The sequence below is a fragment of the Microbulbifer mixtoriginis (SeqCode) genome (genome assembly GCF_052467235.1).
In genome coordinates, this window is sequence record NZ_CP174305.1 from 2,425,740 (window position 1) to 2,448,796 (window position 23,057).

Below are 23,057 nucleotides of genomic sequence, written 5' to 3' on the forward strand. Positions count from 1 at the left end.
TGTGAGCCAATTAACCCATTTAAACCAGCGCGGCGAAGCCAGCATGGTGGATGTTACCGAGAAGGACATCACTGACCGCAGCGCCCTGGCTGAGAGCAGCATTTGTATGAGTGCAGAGGCTTTTGCACTGCTTAGCCAAGGGGCGCACAAAAAAGGCGATGTGCTTTCTGTAGCTCGTATCGCCGGCATCCAGGCCGCGAAGAAAACCTCGGATTTAATTCCCCTGTGCCATCCACTGGCGTTGACCAAAGTAGCGGTGGATTTCGAATTGCAGCCGGAAAAACACAGTGTGCATATCACCGCTTTCTGCCGCCTGGCCGGGCGTACCGGGGTGGAAATGGAAGCGTTAACCGCGGCTTCGGTAGCGGCGCTGACCATTTACGATATGTGCAAAGCCGTGGACCCGGCGATGGAAATCGGCCCGACCCGCCTGCTGCAAAAAACCGGCGGTAAGCGCGGCCACTGGCGCGGCGATGCTGCGGACAAGGCGTAACAATTTCAGAGGTGTAAAGCGATGGTAAAGGTTCTGTTTTTCGCGCGTCTGCGCCAGCAATTGGGCATGGGCGAGACTACCCTGGAGGACTTTTCCGGCAGTCTCAGCGAGTTGCGCAAAACCCTATGTGAACAGCACCCGGATTGGAGCCCGCATCTGCAAAGGGATGATATTCGTATGGCCCTGAACCAGGAGCTGGCAGAAACCGGAGACCAGGCGAAGGCTGGGGATGAAGTTGCATTTTTCCCGCCGGTTACCGGCGGCTAGTGGTGCCAATATGAAAGCCGTTGATCGTATTGAAGTCTGTGAAACGCCCCTCGACATAGCGGCTGAATATACTGCGCTGCAAGGCAACAGTGGTGATGGTGCCTGCGCCCTGTTTGTGGGTTCGGTGCGGGACTTCAATGCCGGTAGTGATGTCTGCGGCTTGGCTCTGGAACACTATCCGGGCATGACCGAAAAAAGCCTGCAACGGATTATCAATGATGCCCGCGATCGCTGGTCCCTGGGTCGTGTGACTATCGTCCACCGGGTTGGCCCCATGCAGATCAACGATGAAATTGTTTTTGTCGGTGTTACCAGCCCCCACCGTCAAGCTGCCTTTGCCGCCTGCCAATACATCATGGATCGCCTCAAAACTGAGGCGCCTTTCTGGAAGCGCGAAGCGGTAGCGGATGAGTCCGGTAAACCTTCAGAGCGCTGGGTCGAAGCCCGGGCCAGTGATGCTGCGGAGATGGAAAAGTGGTCCGCCGGCTGAGCCTGCTGCTATCCGCTTTACTGGTGGCCATCGCGCTACCGGTTAATGCGGATAACTGCACCTTGCGGGTGGCGGTAGCGGCCAGCTTCCGCCCGGCACTGGAAGAGGTACTGCCGGAATTTGAGCGTCGCCATGCCTGTGTGGTGCAAATCAGCAGTGGCAGCTCCGGGGTGCTCTACCAACAAATAGCGCACCGCGCGCCCTTCGATTTATTCCTGTCTGCGGATCGCGAGCGACCTGAACTGTTGGAAAAGCAGGGCGGGGCACAGGCCAACAGTCGTCAGACTTACGCCTTGGGGTTACTGGCTCTCTGGCACCCAAAATCGGAATCGAATATCGAAAAGCTACTGCAAACCTGGCCCGATAAAATTGTATTAGCCGATCCGAAAGTAGCACCCTTCGGCAGTGCCGCCCGGCAGGCGCTGCAGAGCCTGGACTTGTGGAAGAAAAAACAAACTCAATTAGCCCGAGCCCACAATGCCGGCCAAGCCTATTTAATGCTGGATTCCGGCAATGCGCAGCTGGGCTTTGTCGCCGCCAGCCAGATGCAAGCGGCCGGCCGCGATAACTACTGGTTGCTGCCGCAGCATTTGTACAAACCCATTGAACAGCAGCTGCTGATTCCCACCCAGAGTCGCCGACCTAAAGAGGCGCAATCCCTCGCTAACTATTTGCGTTCAGGGGAAGTGCAGGCGCAGTTATACCACTTGGGTTACGGTGTTTTGCCAACTCAAGATCGAAGTAGAGATGGAGGGAGTGGCTTATGAATATCGCCACTGCCGACTGGCAGGCCTTGTGGCTAACTTTAAAATTGGCCGGCTTAACTACCTTACTGCTGTTTATTATCGGCGTGCCGCTGGCCTGGAAATTGAGCCAATGGCAGAGCCGCTGGCGCCACGGTATCGAGGTATTAATTACCCTGCCGCTGGTACTGCCACCCACGGTGTTGGGTTTTTATTTACTGCTTTTATTTTCTCCTAACTATGCCCCCGGGCAGTGGCTGTCACACATTTTTGATGGCCCCCTGGTGTTTTCCTTTACCGGCCTGGTGTTTGCGTCAGTGATTTATTCCCTGCCGTTTATGGTGCAGCCGTTGTTAGCCGCGTTTAATGCCAATGGCCAGCGATTGACCCAGGCTGCCGCAGCGCTGGGTATACCGCCCTGGGCGGCATTATTAAAAGTTCTTTTACCGGCGAGTCGCGCGGCTATTGTGAGTGCCTGTGCTTTAACGTTTGCCCATACCCTGGGTGAGTTCGGGGTAGTGCTGATGATTGGTGGCGCTATTCCCGGTGAGACCCAGGTGGTTTCTATCGCCCTTTACCAACATGTGGAGGCGATGGAATACGGCGCGGCGCACCGGTTGGCTTTAATGTTGATGGGGATTACTACGGTACTGCTACTCGCTGCCCGTTGGCTGGGACATAGATTGGCCCCGAGTGGATTAAACAGTGAGCGCGTTAAACCAGTAATGGGGGTGCTGGGTTAATGGAAATCACCTTACCCCTATTCGGTACTGCGTCTACCACTTCTGATTCCACCGGACTGAGTGTTGCAGGGCTGGTGACTTCGCTTAACGCTGCTATTCCCTGGCAGTTAGAGCTGCCAGCCTCTGGGATTTTTGGCCTTACCGGTCCTTCCGGCAGCGGCAAGAGCACATTACTGGCTGCTTTGGCTGGCCAACGCCATTGCCGTGGCAATATCACTTTTGCCAATACGGTTTGGCAGCGTGGACGCCGCGCCCTGGCTACCTACAAAAGAACGCTTTCTTTGGGCTTTCAAGATAGCCGCTTGTTTGCCGGCCAGTCGGTGGCAGATAACCTGGCACTGGCCCGCCGTTACAGCCGTAGGCCACTGCCCGAGGAAGAGTGTGGTCGGCTGCTAAAGGCTTTTGGTATTGAAGCGCTACTCCATCGGCCGGTAGAGCTATTGTCTGGTGGAGAAGCCCAGCGTGTGGCTGTATTACGCCAGCTTTTTAACAACGCGCCACTGCAATTATTTGATGAGCCGCTTTCAGCGGTTGACCGCGCCCAAGTACTGCGCCGCCTATTGCCGACCCTACGGGATTTCTGGGCCCGATATCCGGCACTGGTAATCTGGACCAGTCATGACTTTGATGAAATCCAGCTGCTGGCCCAGTGCTGTTTGTGGATGGATTCTGCCAATTTGTCCGCACCACTTTCTTTACCTGAAATTGCCCAGCGCCTGGATAGCTACGGCGTAGGGGATAGCTGTCGCAGCCGGATTGAAGCGCGAGTGGAAGCCCTAAGCGATGGTTTGCTCACTTTGGATTTAGGTGGGATTTCCATCTTTGCAGATAGGGTGACAGGCCATTATCGCAAAGGCGATACCGCAGCTTTTCTGTTGGAAGCTGGAGATATCAGCCTCAGTGTAGAGAAGCCGGGCCTGTCCAGTATCCTCAATTGCCTGCCGGTAACTTTAGTTGCTAAGCAGAAGCTTACCGATGGCCGCATTCGCCTGCAGTTAGCTATTGCTGAGCAGGTGTTCTACGCAGATATTTCCCGTCTTTCCTACGAGCGCCTAGAACTGCGTGAAGGCACTACCTACTTTGCCCAGTTTAAGGCCGGTAGTCTTGCCGGTTTGTAAGCCTCTTACTTCTCTTTGAATAACCTTGTATTTAAAACTTCTGCGGAATATGGAGGTTTAAAATGGCTGAGGGAAATGGCTGTAGAAAAAGGTATCGCTTCTCCACCAATGCATCATAAAAAAGGGGAGGTAAAAACCTCCCCGAAGCAACGGTATCCCGTGAGTGAAACTGAATTAAGGGTTATAGAACTCCCCGTTTTTACGCAGGTAGAACCAGTAGTTAACCACTAGGCAAACCGCGTAGAAGATAGCAATGCCTGCCAGAGCGTATTCCGGGGTGGTGGCTTTGATCTGCTCGCCGAAGACCTTGGGAATATAGAAGGCACCGTAGGCGGCAACGGCTGAAGTCCATCCCAATACTGGGCCTGCCTGTTCTTTCGGGAACACCATGGCGATGGTGCGGAAGGTAGAGCCATTGCCGATACCGGTAGCGGCGAACAGCACCAGGAACAGCAGGAAGAAGGGCAGGAAGAACTCTTCCGGAGTGGCTGAGCCGTAGGCGGCCTTCATGTAGTAAGCCACACCCAGGGCACTACCCACCATGATTGCAGCACAGATTTGGGTAACCAGGGCTCCGCCGATACGGTCGGAGATCCAACCACCTACCGGGCGAATCAGGGCGCCGATAAACGGACCCATCCAGGCGTACATCAGGGCGCTGGGGCCATTGTTGTTGATGGTATCGTGAGTCATAACCCCGTCGACCATCACGTGGCTGTACCCGAAGATCACTTTAATAGCCAGGGGGAAGGCTGCCGCGAAACCGATAAAGCTGCCGAAGGTCATGGTGTAAATCACACTCATTACCCAGGTGTGCTTGTTGTTGAAGATACGGTATTGGCGTTGCAGGCTAGTTCTGATCTCACCGGGCAGCAGTTTCAAACCGAACACGGTGGCAGTGATTACCAACACCAGCACGATTTCCTTGGGCACGCCCCAGCCTGAACCATTGGCCGCTTCGGGAAGCAGCAGCCACAGACCTGCGATTGCGGTGAAGAGGCCGATTCCCAACATCATGGTCATCTTCATCATGGCACCGAGCGAGCTGCCCACATCCGGGGTGACTTCGTCGGTGCGCAGATTGTTCATGCCGAACCAGCCCACAAAGGCCAGCGGAATCAGGAACAGCAACCATACAAAACCGGCATTTTGAATCCACGCTTCAGAACCGGCCGGTATCTTGCCTATCAGTGAGCCAGAGCTGCTCACCAGAATCATGGGGTCGCCGCCAGCAGCGCCGAAGGCACCGAAGGTCATAAATAGCGGTACCAGGATCTGCATAGTGGTAACACCGAAGTTGCCCAGGCCTGCATTCAGGCCAAGCGCCAGCCCCTGCTTTTCCTTGGGAAAAAAGAAACTGATATTGGACATGGAAGAGGCGAAGTTACCACCGCCGATGCCAGACAACAGCGCGAGCAACTGGAATACCCACAGTGGAGTCTCCTTGCTCTGCAGGGCGATACCGGTGCCGAGTGCGGGGATCATCAACAGGGCTGTGGTAAATACAATGGTGTTGCGCCCACCGAACAATCGAATAAAGAAACTACTGGGTATTCGAAGGGTAGCGCCGGTGAGGCCGGCGATGGCCATTAGGGTAAACAGATCGGCTTTGGCAATGGGAAAGCCAAGGTTGAGCATTTGAACGGTAATAATGCCCCAGTAGAGCCACACGGCGAAGCCGCACAGCAAACTGGGAATGGATATCCACAAATTCCGGTTTGCGATTTTCTTGCCCTTGGACTGCCAGAATTTGCTGTCCTCCGGGGCCCACTCGTAGATGTCAGACACGGCGGCCACTCCTCCTCGAAATGATTCGTACAGCCACTATGGGCCGGGGTTTGAGCCTACTCAATTACCAACAGGAAGTAACCCTTTTGCCCTGGAGTAATAGCTACCTCTTAGGGGGTAAGTGCCGAGGTGGGACGCTATGGTAAAGTCACTGTACAGATTTAAACCAATTTTCAAATTGAAGCGGGGCTCTCTATGATTTCTTCTGCTACGGTAATGATGGTCGATGACCACCCGCTATTTCGCAAAGGCCTTAAACAATTATTTGCAATGGAGCCCGGCCTGGAGCTGGTGGCTGAGGCCAGTAGTGGAGAGGAAGCGCTGGTGCTGGCCAAGCAACACGAGCCGGACCTTATTCTGCTGGACTTGAATATGCGCGGTATGGATGGGCTGGATACACTGCGTGCAATGCGCGCTGCAGATGTTTCCTCGCGTATCGTGATACTCACCGTTTCTGATAATAATGCCGACGTGGTGTCTTGTATCCGCGCCGGTGCCGATGGCTACCTGCTCAAGGATATGGAGCCCGAGGATATTCTTGAACAAGTTATTCTGGCTACTCATGGCAAGCTTGCAATCAGCCAGCGTCTCACAGAAATTCTCGCCTCGGCACTGCGCAAACCGGATAACTCGGGAGCGGATATCCTCTCCTCTCTCACAAGCCGTGAATACCAGATACTGCAATTAATCGCCGATGGCCTGAGCAACAAATTAATTGCTCGCGAATTAGATATTAGTGATGCAACAGTGAAGGTGCACGTTAAACACTTATTAAAGAAATTGGGGATGCGTTCCCGTGTGGAAGCCGCTGTGTGGATGGTCAATCAAAGGCGCCCTGATTTCCAGGATCGAAACCACTGATCAATCTGCCCTCACCGCAAAGGACTGAAGTAAGAGAAATTCTCTATGCCCACTATCGACTGCTGTAGCCAACCGGGTCTGATGCCCATAGAAAGTGCCCGCGAAAAACTTCTCGAAGCATTGAGTCCAATCAGTGGCACTGAGACTTTGCCCCTTGCACAAGCCGCCGGTCGGGTATTGGCTGAGGATGTTATCTCCACAGTAAACCTACCGCCCTGCGACAACTCTGCGATGGACGGTTACGCCCTGCGCTTTGAAGACTTGGCCAGTGGCTTGCCGTTAGAGCTGATCGGCAAATCTTTTGCCGGTGCACCTTTTGACGGTGTGGTGAACCCGGGCACTTGCGTGCGCATTATGACGGGAGCTGCAGTACCAGCCGGTGCAGATACGGTGGTGATGCAAGAAAATGTCGATGCCCAGGAAGAGTCGATACGTATAAACGGTGAAGTTCGCCCTGGAGATCATATTCGCCGCTGCGGTGAAGATGTGGCCGAAGGAGCTAGCCTGCTTAAGGCCGGAGAGCGTATCAGCGTTCCCCATATCGCCCTGCTCGCCGCTGCCGGTGTTGGCACAGTGGCAGTAGTGCGCAAACCAGTCATTGCCCTTTTCTCTACTGGCGATGAACTGCGTCAGCCCGGCGAAGCCCTGGGCAAGGGCGATATCTACGATAGCAACCGCATCGCCCTATTGGCTGCTCTCGATCAGTTAGATCTGGAAATTTTGGATTTGGGTATTTTGCCCGATAACAAACAGGCCATCACCAATGCCTTGCAACGCGCCTCCCAAGAGGCCGATGCCATTATTACTTCCGGTGGCGTTTCCGTAGGTGAAGCGGATTACACCCGTGAAGTATTGGAAGAATTGGGAGAGATTGGCTTCTGGAAAGTAGCGATGAAGCCAGGCAAACCTTTCGCTTTTGGTTTCCTACAGGGAACTCCCTTCTTTGGCCTACCCGGCAATCCGGTTTCCGCTTTGGTTACTTTTTACCAGCTGGCCGTGCCGGCCCTGAGTGTGATGAAAGGCGATCTGTGGACTGGCCCGCAGACCTTACAGGCAAAACTGTTAAAACCCCTAAAGAAAAAGCCCGGCCGTACCGATTTCCAGCGGGGTGTTTATGGCACTGATGAAAATGGGGTATTGGTAGTTGAACCGGTTGGTACCCAGGGGAGCCATATTCTTTCCGGTCTGGCTGTTGCTAACTGCTTTATCGTTTTAGCGCGGGATAGCGGCAGTGTAGAAGCTGGGGAGCAAGTGGTGATTGAGCCTTTGGGGGTGCCGTTGGGGTAGGGCTGCTAATAGACTTTTGTGGATGGTCAGAGCCGATATTTGTCTATCTAAGAAAGTTTGTCTGAAGTTGATGTAATCAGAGGGGATGAGCTTCGCCCTTTGGGCTCGCTGCTCTGCGGCAGCTATGCTGCCTCCGAGTCGAACCTGAGTTCGAATGAAGCCCGGGAGTGAGCCATATACAAGAAAGCCCGCATAAGCGGGTGGTGTGCGTGAGGATTCTTCGCCCTTTGGGCTCGCTGCTCTGCGGCAGCTTTGCTGCCTCCGAGTCGAACCTGAGTTCGAACAAAACCTGGGAGTGAGCCATATACAAAGAAGCCCGCATAAGCGGATGGTGTGCGTGAGGATGAGCTTCGCCCTTTGGGCTCGCTGCTCTGCGGCAGCTTTGCTGCCTCCGAGTCGAACCCGAGTTCGAACAAAGCCTGGGAGTGAGCCATATACAAGAAAGCCCGTATAAGCGGGTGGTGTGCGTGAGGATTAGCTTCGCCCTTTGGGCTCGCTGCTCTACGGCAGCTTTGCTGCCTCCGAGTCGAACCTGAGTTCGAACGAAGCCTGGGAGTGAGCCATATACAAGAAAGTCCGCATAAGCGGGTGGTGTGCGGGAGGATTAGCTTCGCCCTTTGGGCTCGCTGCTCTGCGACAGCTTTGCTGCCTCCGAGTCGAACCTGAGTTCGAACAAAACCTGGGAGTGAGCCATATACAAAGAAGCCCGCATAAGCGGGCTTCTTTGTATATGGCCCGCCCGAGAGGATTCGAACCTCTGACCTTCGCCTCCGGAGGGCGACGCTCTATCCAGCTGAGCTACGGGCGGTTTTGGCTATCTGTGCCAATGGGAGGCGGATTATACAGAAGGGTGGGGGCGGGTGAAAGGACTTATGGCGCTTCTACACAGGCTTTGGCAGGGGGCGGCACAGTGCTTATAATGCGCGGCGTGGAAGTTTGCGGCAGTAAATCGATAGTCTACGGGCCAACTCACTTCGGCCCTTTGGGGGAATAGCATGAAGAGCATTTTGGGTATTGTGGCGGCACTGGCCGTCAGTGCGGCTGCGGCAGTGGCCCAGTCTGTTGATCAGGACATTGAGCAGCGTATCGCTCCAGCGGGTGAGACCTGTATGAAGGGCGAGGAGTGTGCGGCGGCGGTAGCGGCTGCCCCGGAAGCTGCCAGTGGCGGTGCCCGCAGTGGTGAAGATATCTACAACAAGAGCTGTACTACCTGTCACGCGGCCGGTATAGCGGGCGCGCCTAAGTTTGGTGATGCCGCTGCCTGGGCACCGCGTATTGCCAAGGGCATGGACACTCTTTACACCAATGCCATCAATGGTATCAATGCCATGCCGCCCAAGGGCCTGTGTATGGATTGTAGCGATGACGAAGTGAAGGCAGCGGTTGATTATATGGTGGATAACAGTAAGTAAGCTGTGTACTCGCTATAGATAAGGCCGCATATTAAGCGGCCTTTTTTGTTTCTCTCTTAAGCAAAACTCATCTTCCTCTAATCGGCTTTTTTCTTTCGGTCATTTCCAGCTAATACCTGGACCTTCAAATAAGCTTATCGAATGTCGTATAAACCAAATGATATAACTTGTCTTAAATGACTATAAGAAAATTCAGTGTCAGATAAGCTGCAGTAGTAACTGTGATAAGCCGTAATTAGGCATTTAATCCCTACTAACGTAATAACTCTGTATTATCCGCGCCTGCCTGTAAGTTAGATGTATACAACAACTCAAGGAAATTACGCATGAAGCTGGGGAAACTCTTCTCTTTTGCTGCTCTATCGTTTGTATTGGCCGCTTGTAGTGGTGGGAGTGGCAGTAGTGATTCTCGTGCAGATAGCGATGTGGCTAGCTCTGGTAGCGCGGGGGCCGGCTCTGAAAGTGGTGGCTCAGATAGCACCCCGGATGAAATAACCTTTTTGAATATTGAAAATGCTATCCCTGAAACGCTGGTAACTTCATTGCCAGTTAAAATCACCGGAATTGATACTGCGGTACTTGTGGAGGTGTCAGAGGGCGAATTTTCTATTGATGGTGGCGACTTTTCTTCTGAATCCCGTGATATAGAAAATAATCAAACTCTTGTAGTTCGACTTATGTCTCATGTTGAATTGGGGGGAGTGGTTTCGTCTGATATTAATGTTGGTGACTTCATGACAACATTCAATGTCACCACTAAGGGGGATTTGATTAAACCTTCTGTGCGAATAGATTTTCCTGTGAAAGACGGAGTTTATTTATTTGATTCTGAGCTCACCGTCAGTGGTATGGCAGAAGACGCTAGCGGCATAGAGAGGATAGAAGTTAACGGTGTTCAGGGCGATTATGACAGCGAATTAAAAAAATGGCATATCACTATCCCTCTAGTTGAAAATGGCCCTACCCAGATAAAGGTAGAAGCTATTGATATTTATCAGAATCGAGAGGAAGTTTCTGGCGTTGCAGTGTATACCAATAAAGGCTATGAGCGTCTGCCAAGAAAAGGGTTTGCTTATTCTTCCTCCAACGGAGGGGAATTGTTATTTGGTAGTCCACTGAGTAGGTATAACCTTGGGAGCAAAAAATTTACTTCAGTTGAAGTCGATGACTGGATTCAGAACTTAGAGGGTTTTGTCTACGATCAGGCGAATGATTTTGTTGTTGGCTATATCAATGAATCTATCTATAGGTTAGATAATTTTTCAGATGAGTCAAAACAGTCTGAGTTGTATTCTGGAGAATTAGGGGAAGAAATTTTTGACTTGGTGTTTGATAATTCCAAATCTAACATTTACTTCTTGAAAAAAGATGATGGGAATTATTCACTAGGGAAATTGGAGCTGGCAACAAATGCTGTTTCTGTTATCAAGGATGACCTCTTGAATGGTGATCGCTTTCAGCGAGTGACGGCTCTTCAGTGGGCTAATGATCAGTTGGTGTTTGCAACTAATAAAAGTTCTAGTGGAGAATCTGGAGCTGCATTGTTTTCTCTGAATATTCAAGATGGTACTGTTGTTGAACTGACTAGTTTTGGGCGCCATGTAGATTTTCCAATAGCATCTATCGAAGATTTAATTTATCGCCCCTTAGATGATAGCTTTGTGTTTATTGGTAGGCCCTACCGTATATCTAACTTTGTTAGATCAACATATGAAGAGGGTGAAATTTATCAATGGGAAGTTTTAAGTAATAGTTTAACGAGGGTCGTTGATGTTAACTCTCTCGAGCCTTTTAATTTAAATTTGAGTGAAGCGAAAGTGGTTGAGAAAGGAGATTCTACTAATCTATTATTAACAACCGAAAGTTCTGATGAGATATTTGAGGTTAATCTGACCTCTGGTGAAGTTGAACAATTGACAGAACCATTTCGGGGTGTAGGGCCTCAGCTAGTTGCAGACTCTGTACTTGAACCACTTATTTATAGTAGCGAGGAGAAAAAGCTATACCTAACTTCCTCTTCAGCAGAAAGAGATACAGCGGGGAAAATTATTTCTGTTGACCCACAGTCTGGAGAGCGATCAGTCATTACTGGCCCTGAAAAAGGCACTGGTCCGTCTTTTTCCTCTATTTATGATTTAGCTTTTGGTAGCACAGGGTCGCTTTATGCTCTTGATGGGCATCGGGACGAATTTTCCCTAATTCATGTAGATATCCCATCGGGAAACCGAACTCTAGTAAGTGACAACAACAGCTCTGACGCTTTAGTTTTAACTGATGCTGTTGAGGTGGAAATTGATCAGGTTAATGAGCGTGCTTGGGTCCTTTCAGACTTAGGGCGGTTAACCTCTATTTCACTGAAAACAGGGGAGAAAACTGATCTTAAAGATACTCTTGGCCAACTCACCGGTTCAGGCAGCTGGGTGAATATTGAAACTATGGCTATGACAAAGGATGGAAAATATCTTTACTTATTAGGATATTCTTCTTGGAGTCAGCCGATTTCACGCGAAGTGTATACTGTAGATGTTGAGACTGGATCTATTGTCATGACCTCCCGTTTTAGTCATTCAAGTGAGCTAACGGGAAGTGTGGACATGATATTGAGTGCGGATGAAGAAACATTAATATTCGTTCATAGTTATGCTGGAGATGGGCTTAAATCTATCCCTGTGGATTTTTCCGCTCCACTAAAGCATATCCCGCTAAATAGATCTCATAATCTGGCTAGTATTGCGCTTAATCCAGATTCAGGATATCTATTTGGGTTGGATTTAAATACAAACTCAATATTGGAAATTAATCCTGAGAGTAATGTGGCTATCGCTATCTCGTATTGATTTGATTGACTTAAGGTCAGGATATACGCCGTTATATCCTGACCAATATGTGCAACCTCAATCAAACATACTCAACAAAGACCCCAAAGTTTCCTCCCCCTTCGCCTGATTTTGCTCCGGTGTCGCCTTACCAAATCCCTCCAGCAACACATCCTCTTCCGGCAGCTCGTCGATAAAGCGGCTGGGCGTGGTGTCCTGGGTTTCGCCGAACTGTTTGCGTTTGCCCGCTAGGGTCATGGTGAGGGTGCGCTGGGCGCGGGTAATGCCCACGTAGGTGAGGCGGCGCTCTTCTTCGATGTTGTTGTCTTCAATACTGTTGCGGTGGGGAAGTAAGTTCTCTTCCATACCGATCATAAATACGTGGGGGAATTCCAGGCCCTTGGCGGCGTGCAGGGTCATCAGGCTGACCTTATCGGTGGCTTCCTCTTCTTCCTGGCGCTCCAGCATATCCCGCAGGATCAATTTGGAGATGGCCTGTTCCAGGCGAATATCCTGCTCCAGCTCATCGTCGGTGCCCTCCATAATCTTGTTGAGGCTCTCCAGAAGCCAGAACACATTCTCCATGCGCTTTTCGGCCACTTTCTCGCTACTGGCGTTTTGCGAGAGCCAGCCGGCGTAGTCGATATCCTCCAGCATCTCGCGCAGGGCACCATTGGCGGTGGTATCGCGACAGTTGCGCTGCACCCCTTCGAGCCACACGGCAAAGCGATTCAGGCGCTCGTAGCCCTGCTCGTTAATATGCTCCTTAAAGCCGAATTCCGAGCAGGCTTTGAACATAGAGATCTCGCGGCCCTTGGCGTAGTTGCCCAGGGCTTCCAGGCTGCTGGTGCCTATTTGGCGACGCGGGGTATTGATAATGCGCAGGAATGCGTTGTCATCATCCGGATTCACCAACAGGCGCAGGTAGGCCATCACATCCTTGATTTCAGCGCGGGCGAAGAAGGAAGTACCGCCGGACATCTGGTAGGGAACCTGATGTTCCTGCAGTTTCATTTCAATCAGGCGCGCTTGGTGGTTGCCGCGATAGAGCACGGCAAAATCCATAAACTTGCAGCCGCGACGGCTCTTCTGCAGAAATATCTCGTTGGCGACCCGCTCCGCTTCCTCATTTTCATTGGCCACTTTGAGCACGCGGATCTCCTCACCCAGGCCGCGATCGGACCACAATGCTTTGTCGAATTCGTGGGGGTTGTGGGCGATCAGGTGGTTGGCCACTTTCAGTATGCGGCTGGTGGAGCGGTAGTTCTGCTCCAGTTTGATCAGGCGAAGGTTGGGGAAGTCGGTCTTCAGCGCACTCATATTTTCCGGGCGCGCGCCGCGCCAGGCGTAGATAGACTGGTCATCGTCTCCCACCACTGTGAGGCCGCCGCGCCCGCCCACCAGCAGCTTCACCAGCAGGTACTGGGAGTTGTTGGTGTCCTGATATTCGTCCACCAGCAGGTAGCGAATCTTCTTGCGCCAGCGTTGCAGCAACTCTGGATCTTTGTCGAACAACTGTACCGGCAGCAGGATCAGGTCGTCGAAGTCGACGGCATTGTAGGCCTTGAGGGCTTCACAGTAGCGATCGTAGGCAACCGCGATGGCCTGCTCACCGGGGCTCTGTGCCTGCTCTAGGGCACTGCGCGGGGTGAGCATATCGTTCTTCCAATTGGAGATCTGGTTCTGTACCCGATCCAAGAGGTCTGTATCCAGGTCGCCATCCCTGAGCATCAGCTCCTTGATCAGGGCGCGGGCGTCTTCCGCATCGAAGATGGAGAAGCCGGGCTTGAAGCCGGCGGCGCGGTATTCCTTACGCAGGATATTCAGCCCAAGGTTGTGAAAGGTGGATACGGTGAGACCGTGACTCGCCTTGGAGCGCTTGCCATCCGGGCCCGCCAGCAGTTTGCTGACCCGCTCTTTCATCTCCCGTGCCGCCTTGTTGGTGAAGGTGAGGGCGGCGATATTGCGCGCGGCGTAGCCACACTGCTCGATCAGGTAGGCGATCTTGCGGGTGATTACGCTGGTTTTGCCGGAGCCGGCACCGGCCAGCACCAGGCAGGGGCCATCGACATACTTCACGGCTTCGGATTGGCGGGGATTGAGCTGGGTCATAGATGGGGCTGCATCTTCGCGTCGCGGAAAAGCGGGAGATTCTAGCAGTCTTGGCTCGAATCATCCCAGTACCAGTGCGAACCACCGGCCACACGTATACTTTGCCCTTGGGATTGGCTATAACTGCGCCTTACTCCCTGCTTGTGTAACCCCATGCAACAACCCATCGCCGGCTACCACCTGGATGAAGAGAATCACTGGGTGGCGGAGCTCGCCTGTGGCCACTTCCAACATGTACGCCACAATCCTCCCTGGACCAACCGGCCCTGGGTGATTACTGAACAAGGGCGCGAGTCCATGCTGGGATTCCAGCTCAATTGTAAGAAATGCGATGAGGGTGCACCGCCCGATACGCTTGAAAAGGTTGTATAGCCATGACAAAACTCTGGGTCGATGCCGACGCTTGCCCGGTCGCCATCAAGGAAATCTTGTTTCGCGCTGCTGAGCGCACAGCCACAGAACTAACGCTGGTGGCCAACCAAGCGGTACGGGTGCCGCCGTCGCTCTATATTCGCTCCGTGCAAGTGACAGCCGGTTTTGATGTGGCGGATAACGAGATAGTGCAGCGCTGCGAGGCGGGGGACCTGATTATCACCAGCGATATCCCACTGGCAGCAGAGGTGATCGACAAGGGTGCTGAAGCTCTTAATCCCCGTGGGGAGCGCTATACCAAAGCCAATATCCGTGCGCGTCTTAATATGCGGGACTTTATGGATACCCTGCGCTCCAGCGGCGTACATACCGGCGGACCACCGGCCCTTAGTCAGGCAGACCGCAAAGCTTTTGCCGATCAGTTAGATCGATGGCTGGCAAAGAGTTGCAAGTAATTTTAAGGGGAATTGCCATGGAAAATTTGAGGCTGAAGCCAATGGAAGAGTGGCAACTCCCAACATTGATGTCTTGGCTACCTGATAGGGAGCAGTGCCAACAGTGGGGTGGTCCTGATTTCAGGTTTCCGTTCGAGGGGAGGTCCTTCTTGGAGGATTGCCGTTGGCCGGAGTTACCCAGCTACGCACTTCAGGACAGCAGCGGTGATGTGCTGGCTTTTGGGCAGTATTACCAACACCTGGGCCGCTGCCACCTAAGTCGCTTAATTGTCACTCCTAAACATCGCGGAGCCGGATTAGGGCGTGCGCTGGTAGTACAGCTTGCACAAACAGGAGCCAGAGCCCTGGATGCAATCGAGTGCTCTTTATTTGTCCTGCGTACTAATCTAGCGGCACGGACTCTCTACCAGAAATTGGGTTTTGAGGAAGCGGCTTATCCAGGGCAGCGAAAATGGCTGGAACAGTGCGATTTTATGGTTGCACCTTCTAAAGGTTTTCAGCAGAAGCAAAATATTGAATAGCGAATATTCCATGCCTGAATTAATACAACCCATGACCGAACGCTTGCAGCTGCGCCAGTGGCGAGATGAAGATAAGCCTATATTTGCCGAAATGAATGCCGACCCAAGGGTGATGGAGTTCTTCCCCTCATTGCTGACGCGACAGCAGAGTGACGCCGGTGTGGATCGCAGTATTACGCATATTGAGAAGTACGGCTGGGGCTTTTGGGCCTTGGAGCTGAGAGAGACCGAAGAGTTTCTCGGATTTGTCGGCATGAAAAATGTGACTGAAGATTTGCCTTTCGCACCGGCGGTAGAGATTGGCTGGCGCTTGGCCTTCCCTTATTGGGGAAAAGGTTATGCCAGTGAAGCCGCAAAAGCATCTTTGGATGTAGCTTTTAATACTCTTAGCCTGAGTGAAGTTGTTTCTTTTACGCCGCTTCAGAATCTTCGCTCCCAGCGGGTGATGGAGCGGCTGGGCATGCGGCGGGATTCTCTTGTCTTTGAACATCCGCAGGTTCCAACCGAAAGCCCTTTGTTAAAACATTGTTTATATCGTATCAATGCTGATGAATGGTCTAGAGGGCATTCAATCAAATAATTTGTCAACTCTGGGGGCTCTTTTGCTGAAAAAGGGGCCCCTGATTAGTTTCGTATTCATTTGCGGCCTCAAGGTCCTCCCTGCGAAGCCGCGCCTTATCGAGAACCATTCTGAAAGCCAGGGGCATCATGAATATTGAGTGATTCCCTGGTAAATTTTCCCACAATCAGATGGTTCTTAGGGTGTGTATGTTCTGCTGGAAAGGAATACATACACCTATAGAACGGTTTGCATTTCTTTTAGTCCATTTGATGCTTTATGAAGGGAGAAAAAGTTCGCCAAATTTAAGTTAATCATTTTTTAGTTAACTGGACTTTCATTACTTCAAAATGGTCTTAAAGGTATAGGTGTTACCAGGAATTTTCTCAGCGCGTAGCTACCCAGACAATGGCCAGATTGATTCAGCCTGATTCAAAGCGATTAGTCCTTCGCCAATGGCGAGAAGAGGATCGTGGTGATTTTGCTCATTTAAATGCAGATACTCGGGTTATGCGGTTCTTTCCCTGCACTCTGAACCGAACTAAAAGTAATAAGCTACTAAATACCCTTAAGGAACATATCGATGAATACGGGTGGGGGTACTGGGCGGTGGAATTGAAAGAGAATGGACAATTCATTGGTTTCGCTGGTATTAAACATGCTTCGGCTGAGTTGCCTTTCTCTCCAAATGTGGTACTTGGTTGCCGCTTCATCAGGGATTTCTGGGGGCGGGGGTATGCCAGTGAAGCGGCCAAGGCTGTCTTTGCAGTAGCATTCGAACAATTAAATCTTACTGAGGTAGTGGGGTGTACTGCATTACAAAACCTTCCTTCACAAAGAATGATGCATGGTCTGGGTATGAGGCGTGACGCTTCAATCTTTGATCATCCACTGGTACCGGAAAATAGCCCCCTGCGGCCTCACTGTTTGTATCGGCTCTCGTTTGATACTTGGTGGGAGCAGATAGGCGAAAAATCCTATTAAGCGGTTTAAATTAAAATTATAGATAGTCTTTAAGCTATTCAATGGAACCTATTTAATGGACTTGCGTCATAAACAGCACTCTCAATAAACATAAGAAACAAAAGCAAATGGAGGTGTTTTATGATGAATCTGTTTCGGTTAAAGGCAATAATAGTTGTCCTTATATATATTCTGCTGTTAATCAGTTTGCCAATGGCTCATGCGGAGTTCATAAAAAATACGAGTAAACGTCCGGATACCTCAACCCTTTATTGGTCTCTAGAATTTCCTGCCCACAGCGAGTCTCACGGCTTGTTACTGATCGCTCAGGGCTCAGGTTGTCTTCCTGCCATTAAGAATAAGACAGTACAACAAGTTAAGAAGATTGCCCCAAATTTTGCCGTGCTATTGGTAGAGAAATACGGGGTTACCCATGCGGATGGCCCCAATGACCAATTTAAAGATTGCGCTCAGGCTTATATGGCGAAGCATACCGTTGAGCAGCGCGCTCGGGATATCGTGCAAATAGTCGAAGAGTTAAAGGAAGCCGACTGGTGGAATGGTAAGCTGGTACTCTTTGGTGGCTCAGAGGGCGGAGATGTAGTTGCCCGTTTGGCCCCCAAATTAAATCCAGATGCGGCTGTAGTTTTCTCTAGTGGCCTCGGGCAATCTTTTGCAGAGGTACTTAAGTCCTTGGTTCCTCCTCATGTAGCGACAGAAGTCGATGCCAAACTCGCTTACGCACGGACGAATCCTGAAAGTGTAGAAGTCTGGGGGGGGAATTCTATGCGCTGGTGGGCCGATGTTGTCGATCGGGTACCAGTCAATGACTTATTAGATAGCCATGTTCCTGTCTTATTGATTCAAGGTACAGAAGATAAGTCCTCTCCTGTCAGCTCCGGCCGTGCAGCGCGTGATGCTTATACAAGCGCGGGGCGATGTGAATTAACTTATTGGGAGTATCCCGGTTACGATCACTATATGACTGATACCGATGGTGTGAATCACCGAAGAGAGGTTTTTGAACGAGTTGCTGGATGGATAGAAAATACCTTACTTAATGGAGCACCCAGATGTATATCCGGTGTAAAGAAAATAGAGAGCAATCGATGAATATAAGAACCAAACTAGCCGCGATAGTAATGACAGTTTACGCCAGTACCACGATGGCAGAAAATTTCTCAGTATTGCCGCAACTGGAAAACTACAAAGTACCAGAATCCTGGCTCCAGCCAGTAGCGCCTCTAAAAATAGCAGATAATACGTGGCAAATAGGTACAGAGGGAATTACCTCACTGTTATTAAAAGGCAAAGAGGGATCGATTTTAATTGACGGTGGCATGGAGCAGACGGCTGAACATTTATTGGAGAATATGCGCAAGTTGGGAGTCGCCCCCACGGATCTCAAATTAATCTTGCACAGTCAGGCCCATGCAGACCACGTAGGTTCCTTAGCCGAGCTAAAACGCGTGACTGGTGCACAGGTAGTAACCAATGCCGAGTCGGCAGTGCTGATGGCTCGCGGTGGTGCTAATGATATTCATTTCGCCGACGAACTTTTATATCCGCCAGTAAAGGCAGATCGTATTCTTCATGATGGCGAGCAAGTGGTTCTGGGAAATTTGCGTTTACGCGTACATTTTATCCCAGGCCATACACCGGGCAGTATGGCCTGGACCTGGGAAGATGTAGCTGATGGTAAAGCTACAGACATCGCTTATGTGGATAGCCTTACAGCGCCGGGTTATCAACTGATTGATAATAGCCGCTACCCCAATATCGTAGAGGACTTCCGCACAAGCTTCGCCCGTGTGCGCGATTTACCTTGTGATTTACTCATTACGCCTCACCCGGCTGCAAGTGGGTGGGTATTCCAGGATACTATTACCAGAAAAGTAAGAGTGGGCTGTAAAGGATATTCCGATGCAGCTTCGGAAAAATTTGAACAACAACTACGTAAATAGTTAGAAGTAATGATTTTTTTGTTGTAAATAATATGAGTTATTTAAAATAAATTAATTCGAGTTGTTCTCATATGAATAGAGTTAGCAGTTAATAATGTTTAAAGTAAAATCATTTGAAGGTGTTTCAGTAAATTTTATTGGTCGTTTTTTATATGGGGTGTTTTTAATTATTTTTTCTCAGAAAGCTTTTTGTGAAACTACATATGCCGTGGTGGGAGGTAAGTGGTTTGATGGGACGGATTTTAAGGAAGCTACTTGGTTTGTTGACGAGAATGGCTCTTTGACTAAGACCAAACCACAAAAAGTTGATTATACCTTTGATGCCAGTGGAAAGTATGTAGTGCCGCCTTATGCTGAAGGACATAATCACAATCTACAAAACCCTTGGGGTATCAAGAATTTTGGGCCTCTGCAGATCAAGTCTGGAGTTTTTTATAGCGTGCAGATGTGCAGCTTTGGTGAGAAAATTGAGGCGCAGTTCAGTAGTATAGATACCATGGATGTTTTGTATGCGTCAGATTGCATGACTGCTTCGGATGGTCACCCGATTGCTTTTTATTTTAAGGATCGATCAAACCCCACTGAGAAAGAGATTCAGGATGGTAGAAGTAGCTTGCTAATCGTTGACAGTTTGTCAGATCTTGACCGAGTTTGGCCTGGAATTATAAAAAAATCGCCAAGATTTCTCAAAATTGTTCTCGTTGGCAGTGAGAATTTCGAAGAGCGCCACGGAGATAAGAAGTATCTTGGCGTTAATGGCCTAAATCCGAAATTGGTGCCGGTTATTGTCGAGCGTGCTCACCAATCTGGAATTCCAGTGGTAGCCCATGTAGATACAGCCCACGATGCTATGGTAGCGATAAAAGCCGGTGTCGATGTTTTGGGTCATTTGCCCGGATATAGAATTGCCAGAAACGAAGGCTTCGATATTCAGGACTATGTTTTGAGCGATACTGCTATAGCTTTAGCTGCTGAGCAGGGTACAAAGTTGATTGCAACAGCTAGTGTGCCCACTGGACACAAATACTCAGAAGGTGAATTGAGTGAGATACAGAAGATTCAGAGAGATAATCTTACCCGTTTACGTAATGCTGGCGTATCTTTATTAATGGGGAGTGATAATTTTTCCGGTACGGTACTTCGTGAAATGCGCTACTTGGACTCTCTAGATATTGCACCGAGAGAAGTATTACTTAAATCCTTGACCATGGATACTCCGAAGTGGATGTTTCCGGAGCGAAATTTAGGCACCTTTGCCGAAGGTGCTGAGGGTAGCTTCTTAGTGTTGGAGGGCAATCCTCTAGAGGATTTAGGTTTTCTCGATAAGATTTACATTGGCGTGAAGCAGGGGAAAATGTTAGTCAATGATTCCAATTAATGATAGGTAATAAATTTTATTCAGGTATAATATTTTTGGGGTTCTAGATTTGTTAAAAAATACCCAGCTTGATTGCCAAGCTGGGGTATGTTTTCTCCATTTTAATATGCCCTTTTTTTTTAATTTGTTTCTAACAAGCGATGTACCTTTGGTACAAGATAGAAATACATTAGTGGGACCAGAATGGCGGTCATTATTAAAGCCTTTAAACCAATTGCAATTTGCAATTCTAGTGCCTGTATCCCCAGAAGTAATAGAGTAACAATGGGGTAAACCAATGCCCATATGCACAGGACGGGTAGTATCGGTCTCTTCATCTATTCAGCTCCTCCATAAATTTAGAAATTGCCTTGAAATACCCAGGCAAAATTTTCTGTAAAAATTTTTTTCCATTCTTAGTGAGTGTTATACATTTTGCTCGGCCATCACTGGAATCTGCTTCCATAGCGATAAGCTCATCTTCCACCATACTTTTCAAGGTTCGTGTCATTACCGGCCGAGAAACATCAATTCGTTCTGCAATTTCTGAAGCTAGTAAACTGTCTCTTTGTGGCTCCCGGTCGATAACAATCATTACTAGGAAACGCAGCTGGGAGGTTCCGTGCTCAGTAAAATAGCTCTCCAGCTCTCGTAAAAGTAGGCTTGCATCCCGCATCATGGTAAGTGCGCCCTGAACGGCTGTGGGATCTTTTACTGTAAAACGTTTGGCATATCCTTCAATCATTTGTTGCGAGGGAAGATCTTTGAGGAAAAACATTAGGCCAGTCTCTTGAGCTTATTGATCTCCACCGGCTCTTTTAGCCACTCTTGATAGGCTTCGAATATTGGAGCGATATAGGGCATGGTGTAATGCTTTTCTAAGTCTTCCTGGCTGCGCCACTCCTCGTATAAAAATAGGCATTCCCCATCCTGGTGCACTGCGAACTGGAGGCAGCCTTCCTCTTCGAGGGTATTTGGCACTATGGATAAGATGGCCTGTTTGGCTTGCATAAAGAATTCTGCCTTGGGGGAAATTCTGGCAATAATGAATAGGTGATTATTCATAAGGTTAACTCAGCAGTGTATAATATAGTTACCATGATAACTATAGTTTTTGACCTGTCAAATATCAGTGCAATATACAGCTGATGGCGCTGTAGCAATGAGAATTTACTCTGGCGGTATATTCGAGATTTAGAGGGCGTAAAGAGCTTCTAATGTGTATGAACGCTTGCCTGGCGTCTGTCTAGATTCCGGTAAGCCAACGCTTCGGCAATTTGTGCTGTACCAATTCTTTCCTGTTTGGCGAGGTCCGCCAGAGTGCGCGCGACTTTAAGCACTCGATGATAGCTGCGTGCGGAAAGCCCAAGTTTTTCTACTGACTGTCGCAGTAGCAGTTTTTCGGTATCGCCTAGGGCGCAGTGGTTTTCCAGCGATGCCCCTTTTAATAAGCTATTGATTGTTCCCTGTCGCTGTAACTGCTGTTGGCGGGCATTACAGACTCGCTCACGCACACTCTCAGATGACTCACCGGGAGGAGAGTCCTGTAACTGTATTGCACTCATTGCGCCAACTTCCACCTGCATATCAATACGATCCAGCAGGGGTCCGGACAGCTTGTTGCGGTAGCGGTCTATCTGGTCCGGTGTACAGCGGCAACGAGTTTCCCCCAAATAACCACAGGGGCAGGGATTCATCGCGGCCACTAATTGGAAGTGGGCGGGGAAGGTAACTTGCGCTCTGGCGCGGGAAATACGCACCTCGCCATTCTCTAGCGGTTCACGCAATATCTCTAGGGCATGGCGGGGAAACTCTGGCATTTCATCCAGAAATAAGACCCCGCGGTGGGCCAGGGAAATCTCCCCTGGGCGCGGTGTGCTGCCGCCGCCCACCAGTGCGGTTGGGGAGGCGCTGTGGTGGGGGGCGCGGAAGGGCCTGTGACTCTGGTGGGGTAATCCAGCGCTAGAGTACACAGCCGCCACTTCTATAGATTCACGGCTGGTTAGAGGCGGCAATATACCGGGCAAACGGCTGGCTAACATGGTCTTGCCTGTACCCGGTGGACCATAGAACAAAAGGTTGTGGCCTCCTGCTGCAGCGACTTCCAACGCCCGTCTCGCCTTGAGCTGGCCACGAACATCAGCGAGGTCTGCAGTGTGTGTAATTACTCGCTCTAATTGCTGCTCGGCGCGGGGTAATTTTTCCCGGCCATGCAGTTCTGCACACACTTCAAGAAGCGAGTTGGCGTTAGCGATTTCGCTGCCAGCCAGGGCGGCTTCGCTGCCGTTTTCTTTCGGTACTATTAATAGGCGTTGAGCTGCAGCACTGGCGATGGCTGCAGGAAGTGCGCCGCTGACCTGGCGTATTCCGCCGGTAAGGGCGAGCTCTCCGATAAATTCGTAGCTTTCCAAGGGCTCACTAGGCACTTGGCCGGAGGCGGCGAGTATGCCTATAGCGATGGCGAGATCGTATCGCCCGCCGTCTTTGGGTAGGTCCGCGGGGGCCAAATTAACGGTGATACGCCGCTGGGGGAATTCAAAGTGGCTGTTAATTAGGGCACTGCGTACCCGGTCGCGGCTCTCGCGCACAGCAGCTTCGGGCAGGCCGACGATATGAAAGGCGGGGAGCCCGTTGGCCAGGTGGGTCTCAACGGTGACCAATGGGGCGTTAACACCCAGCTGAGCACGGGTGTAGCTAACTGACAGGCTCACATTTTCATCCTTGATGCGGCGGCTT

24 protein-coding genes and 1 tRNA gene are annotated in these 23,057 nt (G+C 50.4%); 18 read left to right on the forward strand and 7 right to left on the reverse strand.

The annotated features are described in order from the left end of the window. The first annotated feature begins 1 nt into the window (after position 1). From moaC to ACJJIO_RS10740, 6 genes are read left to right on the forward strand one after another with little or no spacing between them, the layout of a single operon-like run. Positions 2 to 493 (forward strand): cyclic pyranopterin monophosphate synthase MoaC, encoded by a 492-nt coding sequence (gene moaC / locus ACJJIO_RS10715; protein ID WP_282951931.1) that lies wholly within the window; start codon positions 2 to 4, stop codon positions 491 to 493. Positions 494 to 514: 21 nt separating this feature from the next. Then, positions 515 to 760 (forward strand): molybdopterin converting factor subunit 1, encoded by a 246-nt coding sequence (gene moaD, locus ACJJIO_RS10720; protein WP_444908468.1) that lies wholly within the window; start codon positions 515 to 517, stop codon positions 758 to 760. A 10-nt stretch (positions 761 to 770) separates the two neighbouring features. Next, a complete protein-coding gene (moaE, locus tag ACJJIO_RS10725) occupies positions 771 to 1,250 on the forward strand; it encodes a molybdopterin synthase catalytic subunit MoaE (RefSeq protein ID WP_444910987.1) in 480 nt (159 codons plus the stop codon). Then, positions 1,235 to 2,017, forward strand: coding sequence for a molybdate ABC transporter substrate-binding protein (gene modA / locus ACJJIO_RS10730; RefSeq protein WP_444908469.1), 783 nt, complete (start codon positions 1,235 to 1,237; stop codon positions 2,015 to 2,017). Before moaE ends, modA begins: the two co-directional genes overlap by 16 nt. Continuing rightward, entirely contained in the window at positions 2,014 to 2,736 is a 723-nt protein-coding gene (modB, locus tag ACJJIO_RS10735) for a molybdate ABC transporter permease subunit (RefSeq protein ID WP_444908470.1), read from the forward strand. Before modA ends, modB begins: the two co-directional genes overlap by 4 nt. Further along, on the forward strand, positions 2,736 to 3,854 hold the full coding sequence (locus tag ACJJIO_RS10740) for an ATP-binding cassette domain-containing protein (RefSeq protein WP_444908471.1): 1,119 nt from the start codon (positions 2,736 to 2,738) through the stop codon (positions 3,852 to 3,854). Before modB ends, ACJJIO_RS10740 begins: the two co-directional genes overlap by 1 nt. A gap of 174 nt (positions 3,855 to 4,028) precedes the next feature. Here the strand turns inward: ACJJIO_RS10740 and ACJJIO_RS10745 are convergent, their stop codons facing one another. Next, positions 4,029 to 5,642 (reverse strand): MFS transporter, encoded by a 1,614-nt coding sequence (locus ACJJIO_RS10745; protein ID WP_444908472.1) that lies wholly within the window; start codon positions 5,640 to 5,642, stop codon positions 4,029 to 4,031. Positions 5,643 to 5,837: 195 nt separating this feature from the next. Here ACJJIO_RS10745 and narL point away from each other — a divergent pair, with 195 nt between their 5' ends. Both narL and moeA read left to right on the forward strand, forming a co-directional pair. Continuing rightward, a complete protein-coding gene (narL, locus tag ACJJIO_RS10750; protein ID WP_252084129.1) occupies positions 5,838 to 6,503 on the forward strand; it encodes a two-component system response regulator NarL in 666 nt (221 codons plus the stop codon). 45 nt (positions 6,504 to 6,548) lie between these two features. Next, on the forward strand, positions 6,549 to 7,790 hold the full coding sequence (gene moeA / locus ACJJIO_RS10755; protein WP_444908473.1) for a molybdopterin molybdotransferase MoeA: 1,242 nt from the start codon (positions 6,549 to 6,551) through the stop codon (positions 7,788 to 7,790). Between the two features lie 731 nt (positions 7,791 to 8,521). Here the strand turns inward: moeA and ACJJIO_RS10760 are convergent. Beyond that, a tRNA-Arg gene (locus ACJJIO_RS10760) sits at positions 8,522 to 8,598 on the reverse strand. 187 nt (positions 8,599 to 8,785) lie between these two features. Here ACJJIO_RS10760 and ACJJIO_RS10765 point away from each other — a divergent pair. Both ACJJIO_RS10765 and ACJJIO_RS10770 read left to right on the forward strand, forming a co-directional pair. Further along, a complete protein-coding gene (locus tag ACJJIO_RS10765) occupies positions 8,786 to 9,202 on the forward strand; it encodes a c-type cytochrome (protein ID WP_444887752.1) in 417 nt (138 codons plus the stop codon). A 326-nt stretch (positions 9,203 to 9,528) separates the two neighbouring features. Then, a complete protein-coding gene (locus ACJJIO_RS10770) occupies positions 9,529 to 12,039 on the forward strand; it encodes an NHL repeat-containing protein (protein WP_444908474.1) in 2,511 nt (836 codons plus the stop codon). A 57-nt stretch (positions 12,040 to 12,096) separates the two neighbouring features. Here ACJJIO_RS10770 and rep read toward each other — a convergent pair whose 3' ends face one another. Continuing rightward, positions 12,097 to 14,130: a DNA helicase Rep gene (rep, locus tag ACJJIO_RS10775; RefSeq protein WP_444908475.1), complete on the reverse strand. Its 2,034-nt coding sequence runs from the start codon at positions 14,128 to 14,130 to the stop codon at positions 12,097 to 12,099. 153 nt (positions 14,131 to 14,283) lie between these two features. Between rep and ACJJIO_RS10780 the strand changes: the two genes are divergently transcribed. The 8 genes from ACJJIO_RS10780 (at position 14,284) to ACJJIO_RS10815 (ending at position 20,342) form a co-directional block, all read left to right on the forward strand. Continuing rightward, a complete protein-coding gene (locus ACJJIO_RS10780; protein WP_252084134.1) occupies positions 14,284 to 14,502 on the forward strand; it encodes a DUF3565 domain-containing protein in 219 nt (72 codons plus the stop codon). A gap of 2 nt (positions 14,503 to 14,504) precedes the next feature. Then, entirely contained in the window at positions 14,505 to 14,957 is a 453-nt protein-coding gene (locus tag ACJJIO_RS10785; RefSeq protein ID WP_444908476.1) for a YaiI/YqxD family protein, read from the forward strand. A 17-nt stretch (positions 14,958 to 14,974) separates the two neighbouring features. After that, the gene (locus tag ACJJIO_RS10790) at positions 14,975 to 15,478 is read left to right on the forward strand and encodes a GNAT family N-acetyltransferase (RefSeq protein ID WP_444908477.1); all 504 of its coding nucleotides are present in this window, start codon (positions 14,975 to 14,977) and stop codon (positions 15,476 to 15,478) included. 10 nt (positions 15,479 to 15,488) lie between these two features. After that, positions 15,489 to 16,058, forward strand: a complete 570-nt coding sequence (locus ACJJIO_RS10795; protein WP_444908478.1) for a GNAT family N-acetyltransferase — start codon at positions 15,489 to 15,491, stop codon at positions 16,056 to 16,058. Positions 16,059 to 16,445: 387 nt separating this feature from the next. Continuing rightward, positions 16,446 to 17,021, forward strand: coding sequence for a GNAT family N-acetyltransferase (locus ACJJIO_RS10800; protein ID WP_444908479.1), 576 nt, complete (start codon positions 16,446 to 16,448; stop codon positions 17,019 to 17,021). Positions 17,022 to 17,141: 120 nt separating this feature from the next. Next, complete coding sequence (locus tag ACJJIO_RS10805; protein ID WP_444908480.1) at positions 17,142 to 18,113, forward strand: alpha/beta hydrolase family protein; 972 nt, start codon at positions 17,142 to 17,144, stop codon at positions 18,111 to 18,113. Positions 18,114 to 18,115: 2 nt separating this feature from the next. Further along, positions 18,116 to 18,964 (forward strand): subclass B3 metallo-beta-lactamase, encoded by an 849-nt coding sequence (gene bla, locus ACJJIO_RS10810; protein WP_444910988.1) that lies wholly within the window; start codon positions 18,116 to 18,118, stop codon positions 18,962 to 18,964. 94 nt (positions 18,965 to 19,058) lie between these two features. Then, the gene (locus ACJJIO_RS10815) at positions 19,059 to 20,342 is read left to right on the forward strand and encodes an amidohydrolase family protein (protein WP_444908481.1); all 1,284 of its coding nucleotides are present in this window, start codon (positions 19,059 to 19,061) and stop codon (positions 20,340 to 20,342) included. A gap of 119 nt (positions 20,343 to 20,461) precedes the next feature. On the opposite strand, the gene ACJJIO_RS21025 is transcribed toward ACJJIO_RS10815, so the two are convergent. From ACJJIO_RS21025 to ACJJIO_RS10830, 4 genes are all read right to left on the reverse strand, one after another. Next, complete coding sequence (locus ACJJIO_RS21025; protein ID WP_507014101.1) at positions 20,462 to 20,659, reverse strand: putative antibiotic biosynthesis monooxygenase; 198 nt, start codon at positions 20,657 to 20,659, stop codon at positions 20,462 to 20,464. After that, complete coding sequence (locus ACJJIO_RS10820; protein ID WP_444908482.1) at positions 20,656 to 21,099, reverse strand: MarR family winged helix-turn-helix transcriptional regulator; 444 nt, start codon at positions 21,097 to 21,099, stop codon at positions 20,656 to 20,658. Before ACJJIO_RS10820 ends, ACJJIO_RS21025 begins: the two co-directional genes overlap by 4 nt. Further along, positions 21,099 to 21,386 carry a putative quinol monooxygenase gene (locus tag ACJJIO_RS10825; RefSeq protein WP_444908483.1) on the reverse strand — a complete coding sequence of 96 codons (288 nt, stop codon included), beginning with the start codon at positions 21,384 to 21,386 and terminating at the stop codon, positions 21,099 to 21,101. The genes ACJJIO_RS10820 and ACJJIO_RS10825 overlap by 1 nt, the downstream gene beginning before the upstream one ends. A 149-nt stretch (positions 21,387 to 21,535) precedes the next feature. Next, complete coding sequence (locus ACJJIO_RS10830; protein ID WP_444883410.1) at positions 21,536 to 23,032, reverse strand: YifB family Mg chelatase-like AAA ATPase; 1,497 nt, start codon at positions 23,030 to 23,032, stop codon at positions 21,536 to 21,538. Between the last annotated feature and the right edge of the window lie 25 nt (positions 23,033 to 23,057).

Coding starts and splice junctions, on each gene's coding strand:
- ACJJIO_RS10805 (WP_444908480.1), top strand. CDS start 17,142: ATGATGAATCTGTTTCGGTTAAAGGCAATAATAGTTGTCCTTATATAT.
- ACJJIO_RS10825 (WP_444908483.1), bottom strand. CDS start 21,386: ATGAATAATCACCTATTCATTATTGCCAGAATTTCCCCCAAGGCAGAA.
- moaD (WP_444908468.1), top strand. CDS start 515: ATGGTAAAGGTTCTGTTTTTCGCGCGTCTGCGCCAGCAATTGGGCATG.
- ACJJIO_RS10820 (WP_444908482.1), bottom strand. CDS start 21,099: ATGTTTTTCCTCAAAGATCTTCCCTCGCAACAAATGATTGAAGGATAT.
- ACJJIO_RS10765 (WP_444887752.1), top strand. CDS start 8,786: ATGAAGAGCATTTTGGGTATTGTGGCGGCACTGGCCGTCAGTGCGGCT.
- rep (WP_444908475.1), bottom strand. CDS start 14,130: ATGACCCAGCTCAATCCCCGCCAATCCGAAGCCGTGAAGTATGTCGAT.
- narL (WP_252084129.1), top strand. CDS start 5,838: ATGATTTCTTCTGCTACGGTAATGATGGTCGATGACCACCCGCTATTT.
- ACJJIO_RS10795 (WP_444908478.1), top strand. CDS start 15,489: ATGCCTGAATTAATACAACCCATGACCGAACGCTTGCAGCTGCGCCAG.
- ACJJIO_RS10800 (WP_444908479.1), top strand. CDS start 16,446: ATGGCCAGATTGATTCAGCCTGATTCAAAGCGATTAGTCCTTCGCCAA.
- moeA (WP_444908473.1), top strand. CDS start 6,549: ATGCCCACTATCGACTGCTGTAGCCAACCGGGTCTGATGCCCATAGAA.
- ACJJIO_RS21025 (WP_507014101.1), bottom strand. CDS start 20,659: ATGAAGAGACCGATACTACCCGTCCTGTGCATATGGGCATTGGTTTAC.
- ACJJIO_RS10770 (WP_444908474.1), top strand. CDS start 9,529: ATGAAGCTGGGGAAACTCTTCTCTTTTGCTGCTCTATCGTTTGTATTG.
- ACJJIO_RS10815 (WP_444908481.1), top strand. CDS start 19,059: ATGTTTAAAGTAAAATCATTTGAAGGTGTTTCAGTAAATTTTATTGGT.
- ACJJIO_RS10790 (WP_444908477.1), top strand. CDS start 14,975: ATGGAAAATTTGAGGCTGAAGCCAATGGAAGAGTGGCAACTCCCAACA.
- moaE (WP_444910987.1), top strand. CDS start 771: ATGAAAGCCGTTGATCGTATTGAAGTCTGTGAAACGCCCCTCGACATA.
- modB (WP_444908470.1), top strand. CDS start 2,014: ATGAATATCGCCACTGCCGACTGGCAGGCCTTGTGGCTAACTTTAAAA.
- ACJJIO_RS10785 (WP_444908476.1), top strand. CDS start 14,505: ATGACAAAACTCTGGGTCGATGCCGACGCTTGCCCGGTCGCCATCAAG.
- ACJJIO_RS10740 (WP_444908471.1), top strand. CDS start 2,736: ATGGAAATCACCTTACCCCTATTCGGTACTGCGTCTACCACTTCTGAT.
- ACJJIO_RS10780 (WP_252084134.1), top strand. CDS start 14,284: ATGCAACAACCCATCGCCGGCTACCACCTGGATGAAGAGAATCACTGG.